The 12,590-nt window shown below is 55.5% G+C and carries 10 protein-coding genes; 3 read left to right on the forward strand and 7 right to left on the reverse strand.

Annotation, left to right across the window (positions count from 1 at the left end; genetic code table 11):
- Nucleotides 1–7: 7 nt before the first annotated feature.
- Complete coding sequence (guaB, locus tag NIM72_RS07295; RefSeq protein WP_161734332.1) at nucleotides 8–1,474, reverse strand: IMP dehydrogenase; 1,467 nt, start codon at nucleotides 1,472–1,474, stop codon at nucleotides 8–10.
- A 168-nt stretch (nucleotides 1,475–1,642) separates the two neighbouring features.
- Here guaB and xseA point away from each other — a divergent pair, with 168 nt between their 5' ends.
- The 3 genes from xseA to NIM72_RS07310 all read left to right on the forward strand — a co-directional run bounded on the left by xseA (nucleotide 1,643) and on the right by NIM72_RS07310 (nucleotide 4,642).
- Nucleotides 1,643–3,016 (forward strand): exodeoxyribonuclease VII large subunit, encoded by a 1,374-nt coding sequence (gene xseA, locus NIM72_RS07300; RefSeq protein WP_161734380.1) that lies wholly within the window; start codon nucleotides 1,643–1,645, stop codon nucleotides 3,014–3,016.
- Between the two features lie 283 nt (nucleotides 3,017–3,299).
- Nucleotides 3,300–4,313, forward strand: coding sequence for a M4 family metallopeptidase (locus tag NIM72_RS07305; RefSeq protein ID WP_161734334.1), 1,014 nt, complete (start codon nucleotides 3,300–3,302; stop codon nucleotides 4,311–4,313).
- Nucleotides 4,310–4,642: a protealysin inhibitor emfourin gene (locus tag NIM72_RS07310; RefSeq protein ID WP_161734336.1), complete on the forward strand. Its 333-nt coding sequence runs from the start codon at nucleotides 4,310–4,312 to the stop codon at nucleotides 4,640–4,642. The genes NIM72_RS07305 and NIM72_RS07310 overlap by 4 nt, the downstream gene beginning before the upstream one ends.
- A gap of 46 nt (nucleotides 4,643–4,688) precedes the next feature.
- Here the strand turns inward: NIM72_RS07310 and NIM72_RS07315 are convergent, their stop codons facing one another.
- From NIM72_RS07315 to hisS, 6 genes are all read right to left on the reverse strand, one after another.
- On the reverse strand, nucleotides 4,689–7,130 hold the full coding sequence (locus NIM72_RS07315) for a glucose/quinate/shikimate family membrane-bound PQQ-dependent dehydrogenase (protein WP_222925132.1): 2,442 nt from the start codon (nucleotides 7,128–7,130) through the stop codon (nucleotides 4,689–4,691).
- Between the two features lie 313 nt (nucleotides 7,131–7,443).
- Nucleotides 7,444–7,665, reverse strand: coding sequence for a zinc ribbon domain-containing protein (locus NIM72_RS07320; RefSeq protein ID WP_253419642.1), 222 nt, complete (start codon nucleotides 7,663–7,665; stop codon nucleotides 7,444–7,446).
- A 62-nt stretch (nucleotides 7,666–7,727) separates the two neighbouring features.
- Nucleotides 7,728–9,218, reverse strand: a complete 1,491-nt coding sequence (gene der, locus NIM72_RS07325) for a ribosome biogenesis GTPase Der (RefSeq protein WP_033733523.1) — start codon at nucleotides 9,216–9,218, stop codon at nucleotides 7,728–7,730.
- 174 nt (nucleotides 9,219–9,392) lie between these two features.
- Nucleotides 9,393–10,574: an outer membrane protein assembly factor BamB gene (bamB, locus tag NIM72_RS07330; protein ID WP_253419646.1), complete on the reverse strand. Its 1,182-nt coding sequence runs from the start codon at nucleotides 10,572–10,574 to the stop codon at nucleotides 9,393–9,395.
- A gap of 19 nt (nucleotides 10,575–10,593) precedes the next feature.
- Entirely contained in the window at nucleotides 10,594–11,211 is a 618-nt protein-coding gene (locus NIM72_RS07335; protein ID WP_161734341.1) for a YfgM family protein, read from the reverse strand.
- Nucleotides 11,212–11,250: 39 nt separating this feature from the next.
- Nucleotides 11,251–12,525 carry a histidine--tRNA ligase gene (gene hisS, locus NIM72_RS07340; RefSeq protein ID WP_253419649.1) on the reverse strand — a complete coding sequence of 425 codons (1,275 nt, stop codon included), beginning with the start codon at nucleotides 12,523–12,525 and terminating at the stop codon, nucleotides 11,251–11,253.
- Nucleotides 12,526–12,590 lie beyond the last annotated feature (65 nt).

Consider the following 12,590-nt stretch of genomic DNA (forward strand, 5'->3'; position numbering starts at 1 on the left):
ATCGGGATTATGAACCCATGCGGTAGTTTGGTGACTCTTTGGTGATGGTCACGTCATGCACGTGGCTCTCATTGATGCCCGCGCCGCTGATGCGGACAAATTCCGCTTTAGTGCGCAGGTCGTCAATGGTCGGGCAACCGGTCAGGCCCATGCACGAACGCAGGCCGCCCATCTGCTGATGTACGATCTCTTTCAGACGGCCTTTATAGGCCACGCGGCCTTCGATACCTTCCGGCACCAGTTTGTCAGCGGCGTTATCGGTCTGGAAGTAACGGTCAGAAGAGCCTTTGGACATCGCGCCCAGTGAGCCCATGCCGCGATAGGATTTGAATGAACGGCCCTGATAGAGTTCGATTTCGCCCGGTGACTCTTCGGTCCCCGCCAGCATGGAACCCACCATCACACAGGACGCACCGGCGGCGATCGCTTTGGCGATGTCACCAGAGAAACGGATACCGCCATCGGCAATGACCGGAATGCCGGTGCCTTCCAGCGCGGTGACCGCGTCAGAAACGGCAGTGATCTGCGGAACGCCCACACCGGTGACAATACGGGTCGTACAGATAGAGCCAGGGCCGATACCGACTTTAACGGCACTGACGCCTGCCGCGACCAGCGCCAGTGCGCCTGCACCAGTGGCGACGTTACCGCCGACAATTTCCAGGTCCGGATATTTAGCACGGGTTTCACGGATACGTGACAGCACGCCTTCAGAATGGCCGTGTGAAGAGTCAATCAGCAGCACGTCAACGCCCGCTGCGACCAGCGCATCAATACGCTCTTCGTTACCGGCACCGGCACCCACCGCTGCACCCACACGCAGACGACCCTGCGCATCTTTACAGGCGTTAGGTTTGCGTTCGGCTTTCTGGAAGTCTTTAACGGTAATCATGCCCAGCAGATGGAAGCTGTCATCCACGACCAGCGCTTTCTCAACGCGCTTTTCGTGCATTTTATGCAGCACCACATCGCGCGCTTCGCCCTCTTTCACCGTCACCAGACGATCTTTCGGGGTCATAACCGCAGAGACCGGCTGAGAAAGGTCAGTCACAAAGCGCACGTCACGACCGGTGATGATACCCACCAGTTCGTTGTCGCGGTTAACGACCGGGTAGCCCGCAAAGCCGTTGCGCTCGGTCAGCACTTTAACATCAGCCAGGGGTGTCGTTGGCAGAACGGTCTGGGGTTCAGTAACCACGCCGCTTTCATGTTTCTTCACCTTGCGCACTTCGTCCGCCTGGCGTTCAATCGACATGTTTTTATGGATGAAGCCAAGACCGCCTTCCTGTGCCAGCGCAATCGCCAGACCCGCTTCGGTCACGGTATCCATGGCAGCGGAGAGCATAGGAATATTTAAACGGATATTTTTGGTCAGCTGAGTGCTGAGATCGGCCGTATTCGGCAGGACGGTGGAGTGTGCAGGGACGAGCAGAACGTCGTCAAAAGTGAGTGCTTCTTTAGCGATTCTTAACATGGCAATACTCCACCTCGGGTGATTGAGAATAGATAAAATATTGCCGCGGCATTATACAGGCCGTAATCGATTGCCTCCAGCATTATTTACGAAAAACCCTTGATCCGCACTGACAGCCCTGTAGTATCGATGAATTAACCTGCTGATTTGGAATTTGATCTTCGTCACATGTCGCTGCCATCTACTGCCAATATTTTTACCGTCAGCCGTCTCAATACGACAGTGCGTCAGCTGCTGGAGAAAGAGATGGGCCTGGTCTGGATCAGCGCTGAGATCTCCAACTTCACCCAACCGGCTTCCGGTCACTGGTACTTCACGCTGAAAGATGATGGCGCTCAGGTTCGCTGCGCCATGTTCCGCAACAGCAATCGTCGCGTCACCTTCCGCCCCCAGCATGGTCAGCAGGTACTGGTACGCGCTAACATTACCCTCTATGAACCTCGTGGTGACTATCAGCTGATTGCCGAAAGCATGCATCCGGCGGGGGAAGGCTTGCTGCAGCAGCAGTTTGAACTGCTGAAAGCAAAGCTGGCGAGCGAAGGCTTATTTGAGCCACAGCATAAGCAACCGCTGCCGGAACCGGCGCGTCAGGTCGGGGTGATCACCTCCTCCTCCGGCGCGGCGCTGCACGATGTGTTACGCGTCCTGCATCGCCGGGATCCCTCCCTGCCCGTGGTCATCTACCCGACCGTGGTACAGGGCGTCGATGCGCCAGCCGCTATTGTCCGGGCAATTGAAATTGCCAACCTGCGTAACGAGTGCGATGTGTTAATCGTCGGGCGCGGCGGCGGTTCGCTGGAAGATTTATGGAGCTTTAACGACGAACGGGTGGCGCGCGCCATTTTTGCTAGCCGCATTCCCATCGTCAGCGCCGTCGGTCATGAAACCGACGTCACCATTGCCGACTTCGTCGCCGACTTACGCGCCCCTACCCCTTCAGCAGCCGCAGAAATTGTCAGCCGCAACCAGCTGGAGCTGCTGCGCCAGTTGCAGTCGCAGCAGCAGCGGCTGGAGATGGCGATGGATTACTACCTGGCGCGCCAGCAGCGGCTTTACACGCGTCTTGAGCATCGCCTGCAGCAGCAGCATCCGCAGCTGCGGCTGGCCCGTCAGCAGACCGCCCTGTTCCGCCTGCAACAGCGTCTGGGTGAAGCGATGGAAACGCGCCTGCGTCAGGCCACACGTCAGCAGGATCGCCTGGCGCATCGACTCAACGCCCGGCAGCCGCAGCAGCGTCTGTTCGAGGCGCAAAAACAGCTGCAAAGCTGGCACTATCGCCTGCAGCAGAGCATGGCAACGCAGCTGAACAGCAATAAACAACAGTTTGGTCAGCTGGTCGCACAGCTCGAAGGTGTCAGCCCGCTGGCAACGCTGGCGCGTGGTTTTAGCGTGACCACCGACATCGCCGGTCAGGTGGTGAAGCAAACCGCACAGCTTCAGAGCGGCGACCTGCTGCGCACCCGTCTGGATGATGGCTGGGTTGAAAGCCAGGTGACGCAGCTGTTACCTGAGAAAAAGCGCCGCCGCAAAACCACCTCCTGACGCTGCCCGCCAACTTACATTTCTCCATTAACCACTGGTCTCACTTATCAGGCTCACCTGGTCTGGCCGGCTATTTTTATGACTAATTTTTGCTACCAGGCGTTCTCATATAATCCGTCAGAATGATTGTCTGAAAAATAAGCGCTGCCGCAAATCCGCTCCCTGATACTGACTCTGCGCGCCTCCTCACATTTTTCCAATTACCGCTGGCCTCACTCATGAGGTCTAACCAGCCAGACGGGTCTATACTTTTGACTCATTCCTTTTTGCCAAGGAGTCTCACATGGCTTACTGCGTTATTCCTCCCTATATCCTTCGCAAGATTATCGCTCACAGTTCCGGCCATCAGCAGGCGCAGGCGCGCCGCACCCTGACGCACGTTCAGCACCTGATGGCGGAACACTGGCAAAAATCGACTGGCGTGAAAACGGCGGCGGGCGGTCATGTTGACCGTGAAATTTATGATGCCCAGAGCCAGGAAACCCTGCCGGGTAAGCTGGTTCGTCAGGAAGGCCAGCCAGGTAATGATGACGTCGCGGCTGAAGAAGCCTGGGACTACCTTGGCGTCACCTATGACTTCTTCTGGCAGGCGTATCAGCGTAATTCGCTGGATGGTCAGGGCCTGAAGTTGCTGGGTACCGTGCACTACGGTGAGAAATACCAGAACGCCTTCTGGAACGGTCAACAGATGGTATTTGGCGATGGTGACGGCGAAATTTTCAATCGCTTTACCATTGCGATTGACGTTGTGGCCCACGAACTGGCACATGGCGTCACGGAAAACGAAGCCGGGTTGATCTACTTTGAGCAGGCTGGTGCACTGAATGAGTCGCTGTCGGATGTTTTTGGCTCGTTGGTAAAACAGTTCAGCAAAAAGCAGCGTGCGGATGAAGCAGACTGGATTATTGGTGAAGGCCTGCTGGCGAAGGGTATTAATGGGCGTGGTCTGCGGTCGATGTCTGAACCCGGCACCGCCTACGATGACCCGCTGCTGGGCAAAGATCCGCAACCGGCACACATGGATCACTACGTGAAAACCCGTGAAGATAATGGCGGTGTTCATATCAACTCCGGCATTCCTAACCGGGCCTTTTATCTGGCGGCCAAAGCGCTGGGGGGTTATGCCTGGGAACAGGCGGGATATGCCTGGTATGACACGGTGTGTGACGACGAACTGCCACAGGATGCGGATTTCAAAACCTTTGCCCGCTTCACCATTGAGCATGGTAAAAAGCGGTTCAACGAGTCGGTCAGCAGTGCTATTGAACAGGCGTGGAAGGAGGTTGGCGTGCTATGAGTGAACTGCCCGAACTCACAGATGATGCCACCATCATCGTCGCGCGTGAAGGCGGCATGGCCTTTATTCCGGGGCTGCGCGCCGAACGACGCTTTATGCTTGGCGAGTTGCCGGCGCCAGAAAAACAGCGCGTCTGTCATGCGCTGGAGCAGGCAATGCCGCTGGGCGAACCCGAGGAGAAAGCCGCGCAGGTGGGCAGTGGCGATCAGCGTTATTTCCGTATCCAGATTCAGTATGCCACCCGCCGTGAGGTAGGCACTATTGTGCTGCTGATTCCGGAACAGGTCGCGCCGCCGGAGCTAAAAGCGCTGTGGCACGACGGAAAATAAGCAAATAAAAAGGGCCGACAATGTCGGCCCTTTTCCTTATGTGTTATTACTTGCTGTCTGGCAGCGCGTAAGCAATCACGTAATCACCGCGGTCCGGTGACTGACGTGCGCCACCAGCTGAAATCAGGATGTACTGCTTACCATCTTTCGGTGAAACGTAGCTCATCGGGCCACCCTGACTGCCGACCGGCAGGCGTGCTTTCCACACCTCTTTACCGGTTGAAGAATCAAAGGCGCGCAGATAGTAATCCTGGGTACCGGCGATGAACACCAGGCCACCCTGTGTTGCCAGCGTACCGCCCAGCGTTGGCATACCAACCGGCATTTTCACGCGCATTTTGATGCCAAATGGACCGGTATCCTGCACGGTGCCGACCGGCACCTGCCAGACGATTTTCTGGGTTTTCAGGTCAATCGCCGACAGCGTACCAAATGGCGGCTTCTGACAAGGAATGCCCAGCGGCGACATAAAGCGGTTTTTATTCACTGCATAAGGCGTGCCTTTCAGCGGAACGGCACCCATACCGGTGTTAATTGCTTCGCCGCCGTTGCTGCCACGGGCAATGCTGCTGGTATCCGCCGGGATCATCTGTACCCACAGGCCCAGACGCATGTCATTGACGAACAGCAGATGGTTGTTCGGATCGATCGACATGCTGCCCCAGTTCATACCCCCAAGCGAACCCGGGAAGCTCAGCGACTTGTCGGTGTCTGGCACGGTGAACAGTCCGTCGTAGCGCATTGATTTGAAGGCGACACGGCAGGCAAGCTGATCAAACGGCGTTGCACCCCACATGTCAGATTCTTTCAGCGTCTGGTTGCCAATCTGCGGCATTCCGGTCGAGTGTGGCTGTGTTTTCGTGTACTGCTCGTTCGGAATATGGCCCTGCGGCATCGGCAGTTCTTCGACTTTGGTCAGCGGCTTGCCGGTCATACGGTCAAGCACGAAGATCATGCCGGTTTTACCACCAATCACCACCGCTGGCGTGGTGCTGCCATCTTTCTGCGGGAAGTCGATCAGGCTTGGCTGCATCGGCAGGTCGAAGTCCCACAGATCGTTATGTACGGTCTGATAGACCCACTTCTCTTTACCGGTAGTCGCATCCAGCGCCAGCACCGAAGCACCGTATTTGTGATCCAGTTCGGTACGGTTCGCACCCCAGAGGTCAACCGACGAACTGCCCATCGGGATGAACACGGTGTTCATTGCCGGGTCGTAAGACATCGGCGCCCAGGAGTTCGGCGTACTGCGGGTGTAATCTTTACCCGGCATCAGAATCGCATTCGGGTCAACATTGCCTGGGTCAAATGCCCAGCGCATTTTACCGGTGATAACGTCAAAGCCACGCAGCACACCACCAGGCATATCAGTCTGCACGTTATCTGCGACACGCCCCCCCACCACGACGGTGGTGCCCGCCAGCGTTGGCGCTGACGTCAGCTGATACTGTGGATCCGGTGCCTGGCCCAGTCCCGCTTTAAGATCAACGATGCCGTGATCGCCGAAGTTTTCACAGAACTCACCGTTGTCGGCGTTGATCGCAATCAGACGCGCGTCGATGGTGTTCATCAGAATACGACGCTGGCAGCTGTCACCAGCTGGCAGCACAGCGGCTGGTACAGGTGAAGAACCCGGCTTATCCGGCTGTTGCAGCGGCCTGGTTACGTCAAAGTAAGCCAGACCACGGCAGCGCGGCCAGACGTCTGCTTTGGCATTGATTTCACGTTTCCAGATCTGTTTACCCGTATTGGCTTCAACGGCGATGACGTTGTTGTGCGGCGTACAGAGGTAAAGGGTGTTACCAATCTGCAATGGCGTCTGCTGATCTTCTGCGCCGTTTCCGGTCGGGCTGACAGGCGTATCACCAGTGTGGAAGGTCCAGGCAACTTTCAAATCCTTCACGTTATCGCGGGTAATCTGGTCCAGCGCCACAAAGCGGCTGCCCTGCGGGGTATTACCGTAATTATCCCAGTCTTTCTGCTGTCTGGTTTTATCAACCGGGATCAGTGGCAGCTCTTCGCCGGTGCCGGCAACGGTAGGATGGGGCTGGAACATCTGTACCAGCGTGACCACCATGCCTGCCGCCAATAGCGCAGAGAAGGCGTAAGAGGGTTTTGCCAGTGAGTGCTTACCTTCGTGCTTACGCAGTGAAGGCCAGATCAGGAAGGCCAGCAGCATCAGCCCGGCAGGCACCATCAGGCGAGAGACCAGCGGCCAGAACTCCAGACCCGCATCGAACAGCGACCAGATCAGGGTGCCGACAAAGACCAGCAGGAACAGAACCACTGCCGATGATTTGCGACGGAAGAATTGAATTGCGGAGAGTACAGTGACGATACCCGCAATTAAAAAGTACCTGCTGCCGCCAAGGGCTACCAGTTTACCGCCGCCAATGGCAAAAAACAGACCGGTAGCAAGCAGCACCAGTCCGAGCAGCACGGATGCGATTCCCAGCCCCTTTCCGGAGCGGGAGGATGTTTCAGCCATAACACTTACTCTCCTGAATAAACAGAGCATCCGGACTGTTGCCGTCCGGACTCTGGCGCGTTATGCACGTCCGCGCAGAGCATTGCTCTGTTTCAAAACGAATATAAACAGACCCGCGTCCGTGAGAATCTGTGGGCCGGAAGAGCACGGATGTGGCTGACCCCTCCCACGACGCGGCAGGATTGTACCACCTGGTACATTACAGAGTGAACATATACAACGCGTTTGTTACGGAGTAATAGCATTTTTGCTACAAAAAGGGCCAGGAATCGCTCTGCCTTATCTGACATTTTAAGCGTAGCTGAAAGCGAGGTCAGTGGCCGGGTGGCTGTAAAACTACGCGCTTGCGGGAGATCAGACCATGTCCGTTACGGCAAAAATAGTCTACTGCGCCGCAGGCTTTCAGCACTTCAAGTGGCTGGTGACACTCAGGACAGCAGGGATGCGCCGGGTAATGCGCTCCGCAGGCTGTGCAGATAAATTCACCGTCGCTGAGCGACAGCGGTTGCTGACATTTTTCACAAAGCACACGCATTATGTTCTCCACCCTGCGTTATTCAGCGCAAAAAAAAAGAGGGCCAGATGGCCCTCATTTTGTTAACGCTTATTCTTTTTCATATGCGCCATCAGACGCTTACGCTTACGCTGCTGCGTTGGCGTCAGCAGGTTACGTTTGCCTTCATAAGGGTTATCACCCTCTTTGAACTGAATGCGAATTGGCGTTCCCATCACGTTAAGTGATTTACGGAAATAGTTCATCAGGTAGCGTTTATAAGAATCAGGCAGATCCTTAACCTGGTTACCGTGGATCACCACGATAGGCGGGTTATAGCCACCAGCATGCGCGTATTTAAGCTTAACGCGACGACCGCGTACCAGCGGCGGCTGGTGATCGTCTGCCGCCATGTTCATGATGCGGGTCAGCAGCGAGGTGTTTACGCGGCGGGTCGAACAGTCATAGGCTTCCGTGATCGACTCAAACAGATTACCTACGCCGCTCCCGTGCAGCGCAGAGATAAAGTGGATGCGGGCGAAATCGATAAAGCCCAGACGGAAATCCAGCGTCTCTTTCACTTCATCACGCACTTCCTGCGACAAGCCATCCCATTTGTTGACCACAATCACCAGCGAGCGACCACTGTTAAGAATGAAGCCCAGCAGCGAGAGATCCTGATCGGAAATACCGGCATGAGCATCAATCACCAGCATCACGACGTTGGCATCTTCAATCGCCTGCAGCGTCTTGATGACTGAGAATTTCTCAACGGTGTCAGAGATTTTGGCACGCTTACGCACGCCTGCGGTGTCGATCAGAACGTATTCACGTCCATCACGCTCCATCGGAATATAGATACTGTCGCGGGTGGTGCCCGGCATGTCGTAGACGACCACGCGATCTTCGCCGAGGATGCGGTTAGTAAGCGTTGACTTACCTACGTTAGGACGGCCAACAATCGCCAGTTTGATTGGCAAACCAGTCGGGTCGAAGTTTTCTTCTTCCTCCGCCGCTTCCTGCTCAGCAATCTCGTCAGCTTCAAGCGCAGCCCAGTAAGCCTGGTTCTCTTCTTCTTCAGTGAGCTCAACCGCCTCAACTTTGTCCATCCACGGCAGGAGTGCCTCTTCTATCAGGCTGCTCACACCACGACCATGCGAGGCTGCAATGGCATGAATCTCGCCCAGGCCCAGTGAATAGAAGTCGACAACCGCCTGATCCGGATCGAGCCCGTCAGTTTTGTTCGCCACCAGGAAGGTCGCTTTCTGACGGGAGCGGAGATGCTTAGCAATTTGCTGATCGGCGGCCATCATGCCCGCACGCGCATCAACCATAAACAGCACAACATCGGCTTCTTCAATCGCCAGCAGTGACTGCTCGGCCATCCGCGTTTCAACACCCTCTTCGGTGCCGTCGATACCACCGGTATCAATAACAATAAATTCGCGCCCTTCCACTTCGGCGCGACCATATTTGCGATCGCGAGTCAGTCCAGGAAAATCCGCTACCAGCGCATCACGTGTGCGGGTTAAGCGGTTGAATAGCGTAGATTTTCCCACATTGGGACGCCCAACCAGCGCGACCACAGGTACCATAACAAAATGCCTCAATAAATAATTAATCGCCCGAATGGCGTGATTATAACGGCTCTGGCCGTTAAGTTCAGGCTTAAGGCGCAAAGAATACCATGCCTGACTAAAAACGAAACGGCCCCTGATTAAATCAGGAGCCGTCAGAACGGAGGATTTCACCTGCCAGACGTTTACCCGTTAACGGGTAATCGCATAAACCTCGCCGTCTTTCGACTGGATCAGAAGCTTATCGCTGGCAACCACCGGCTCAGTCTGGAAGCCTGAGCTATCCAGTTTCTGCTGAGCAACAAAACGACCATCAGTGGTGTTTAGCCAGTGCAGATAACCTTCACTGTCGCCAACCACAAGGTAGCCGTTGTAGAGCACCGGAGAAGTCAGGTTGCGATGCAGCAGGTCGCTTTGACGCCAGATGGCAACACCGCCGTCAGCGTTCAGCGCAATCACGCGGTCATCCTGATCGACCAGATAGATGCGACCGGCATCGACAATCAGATCTTTCACACCGCCAATTTCGCGTTTCCACAAAATCTGGCCAGAGCGCAGATCCAGCGCCGACAGGTTACCGTTGTAAGCAAGTGCATACACTACGCCATTGACGATAACCGGCATGGTATCGACGTCGTTAAGACGGTCGATCTCAGTGGCACCGCTGACCTGAGAAATACGCTGCTGCCAGATCAGCTGTCCCTGATTCATCACCACGGCACTGACGCGACCGTTGTCGCCACCGACAATGGCGCCGCCAAATGCGACAGCAGGTGCAGATTCGCCGCGAAGAGACAACGCTGGCATATCCAGGTTGACGCTCCACTTCACCGCACCGCTGCTCTGATCCAGTCCCTGCAGCATGCCGTTACTGGTATGTACCAGTACCAGACCATCGCTGACTACAGGACGAGACAGCGCTTCACCTGCGACGCTGGTCTGCCAGGCCAGGCTGCCATCGCTGCTGTTCAGGGCATAAACTTTGCCGCGCTCGCTGCCAACATAAACCCGATCGCCATCAGCGGTCAGGCCGCCGGATAACAGCGCTGAGCGGTTTTTCGAGAAGAAACCGGTTTTCTCAGAGAGATCGACTTTCCATTTTTCTTTACCGTCTGCGGCATCCAGCGCTTTGACAATACCAAAACGATCGGCTGCAAAAACGGTGTTGTCCTGCCAGGCAGGATGCAGATTTGAGTAGAAGTCACCGACGCCATCGCCTACCGAGGTGTTCCACACTTTCTGTGGCGTGAACTGATTTTCCACCTTCGGCAACGGGGCCATTTTTACTACATCTTCTTCGCCGCTAAACAGCGAACAACCGCTGAGCAAAGTGACTGAAATCAGTCCCGGCAGCAGGTATTTACGTAATTCCATGCGCTCTCTCTTGACTGGCTTAGCTTAAGTTATTCATCTTCATCTGCATCATTTGCTTCAATGCCGGAGAGGCGTCAGATTCGACTCCTTTACTCCAGGCATCGCGCGCGCCCTGCCTGTCACCTTTGGTCAGCAGCGCTTCGCCGCGAATATCGGCCACAATGGCTGTCCAGCCATCACCCTTCACACCATCAAGGGTTTTAAGCGCCGCATCCGCTTGATTCTGTTGCAGTTGAATGCGTGCCAGGCGCAGGTTAATCACCGCCTGCAGATTGGCATCTTTCGTATCTTTCAGTCCGTTTTGCAGCAGCGTTGCGGCCTTATCAAGCTGACCGGCGTCAACATACTGCTTCGCCAGATCCATCGCAGCCAGCGCACCGTAGGTATTGCTGTTTTCACTGGCAAAGCGGTTAACCGCTTCCAGCGTTTCCGGTTTATCCGCCTGCATGGCGCTGGTGAGCTGCTGATACTGCGCGGACACGGATTTCGCCGTATCATCCTGATGACTGCTCCAGTAACGCCAGCCACCCAGCGCAGCAATGCCGATGACTACGCCAATGGCTAACGCTTTGCCATTACTGGCAAAAAAGTTGCGCAGCGCGTCGGTCTGCTCGTTCTCATTGCTATACACTTCCACGCAATCCCTCTCCTTTCTATGGTTGGTGCTGTGTCACGCTTACTGTAACAGCGTGCGTAATACAGCAGCAGCCTCTGCCTGATCCAGCGTTTGCTGCTCGCCACGGCGCAGATCTTTAATCACGACCTGACCGGCTTTGACTTCATCTTCGCCTAACACCAGGGCAACGCGTGCGCCCCACTTGTCAGCACGGGCAAATTGCTTCTTAAAGTTGCCGCCGCCAAAGTTAGTCATCAGCCTCAGTTCCGGCGCTTCATCACGCAATTTCTCAGCCAGTTGCATCGCAGCAGACTGCACGCCCTGACCTGAAGCGATAACATAGACATCCACATTGCTCGTCGGTTCAAATTCAGGATTAACCGCCTGAACCAGCAACACCAGACGCTCCATGCCCATGGCGAAACCCACGGCAGGTGTTGCACGACCACCAAGCTGCTCAACCAGGCCATCGTAGCGACCGCCGCCACACACCGTGCCCTGTGAACCCAGGCTATCGGTGACCCACTCAATCACGGTGCGGTTGTAATAATCCAGGCCGCGTACCAGACGCTGATTGACGGTGTAGCTGATGCCAGCGTCATCCAGCAGCGCACACAGGCCGCTGAAGTGCTCGCGAGACTCGTCATCCAGATAGTCGCCAAGATGTGGCGCATCATTCAGCAGTTTCTGAACCTCGGGATTTTTACTGTCGAGAACGCGCATCGGGTTGCTGTACATGCGGCGTTTGCAATCCTCGTCCAGCACCGCTTTGTGCTGCTCAAGGAAGGCAACCAGTGCGTCACGATAATGCGCGCGTGCTTCCAGTGAACCGATAGAGTTGAGTTCCAGGCGAACGTGCTCAGAGATACCCAGGGCTTTCCACCAGCGGGCATTCAGCATGATCAGTTCAGCATCAATGTCCGGTCCCTGCAGACCAAACACTTCCACGCCGATCTGATAGAACTGACGATAGCGGCCTTTCTGCGGACGCTCATAGCGGAACATGGGTCCCATGTACCACAGGCGCTGTTCCTGGTTGTAGAGTAAACCGTGTTCGATACCGGCGCGCACGCAGCCTGCCGTGCCTTCCGGACGCAGCGTCAGGCTTTCACCGTTGCGGTCATCAAAGGTATACATCTCTTTTTCAACCACATCGGTGACTTCACCGATGGCGCGTTTAAACAGTGGGGTTTGCTCCACCAGCGGTAAGCGAATTTCGCTGTAACCGTAGCTCGCCAGCGTCTGCTTGAGAACGCCTTCAATCCGTTGCCAGAGGGCAGTATCCGCAGGCAGGTAGTCGTTCATCCCGCGAATTGCCTGTATATTCTTCGCCACGTTAAAATCTCTTAATGCAAAAAAACCTGTCCGGCATCATACCTTATGAGGATGAAACCGCACAG

This window comes from Pantoea sp. B550, assembly GCF_024158165.1.
In the GTDB taxonomy this organism is placed as follows: Bacteria; Pseudomonadota; Gammaproteobacteria; order Enterobacterales; family Enterobacteriaceae; genus Pantoea; species Pantoea alfalfae.

What these genes read in the sequence shown, in the direction of transcription:
- guaB (WP_161734332.1), bottom strand. Translation starts at nt 1,474, where the DNA reads ATGTTAAGAATCGCTAAAGAAGCACTCACTTTTGACGACGTTCTGCTC.
- xseA (WP_161734380.1), top strand. Translation starts at nt 1,643, where the DNA reads ATGTCGCTGCCATCTACTGCCAATATTTTTACCGTCAGCCGTCTCAAT.
- NIM72_RS07305 (WP_161734334.1), top strand. Translation starts at nt 3,300, where the DNA reads ATGGCTTACTGCGTTATTCCTCCCTATATCCTTCGCAAGATTATCGCT.
- NIM72_RS07310 (WP_161734336.1), top strand. Translation starts at nt 4,310, where the DNA reads ATGAGTGAACTGCCCGAACTCACAGATGATGCCACCATCATCGTCGCG.
- NIM72_RS07315 (WP_222925132.1), bottom strand. Translation starts at nt 7,130, where the DNA reads ATGGCTGAAACATCCTCCCGCTCCGGAAAGGGGCTGGGAATCGCATCC.
- NIM72_RS07320 (WP_253419642.1), bottom strand. Translation starts at nt 7,665, where the DNA reads ATGCGTGTGCTTTGTGAAAAATGTCAGCAACCGCTGTCGCTCAGCGAC.
- der (WP_033733523.1), bottom strand. Translation starts at nt 9,218, where the DNA reads ATGGTACCTGTGGTCGCGCTGGTTGGGCGTCCCAATGTGGGAAAATCT.
- bamB (WP_253419646.1), bottom strand. Translation starts at nt 10,574, where the DNA reads ATGGAATTACGTAAATACCTGCTGCCGGGACTGATTTCAGTCACTTTG.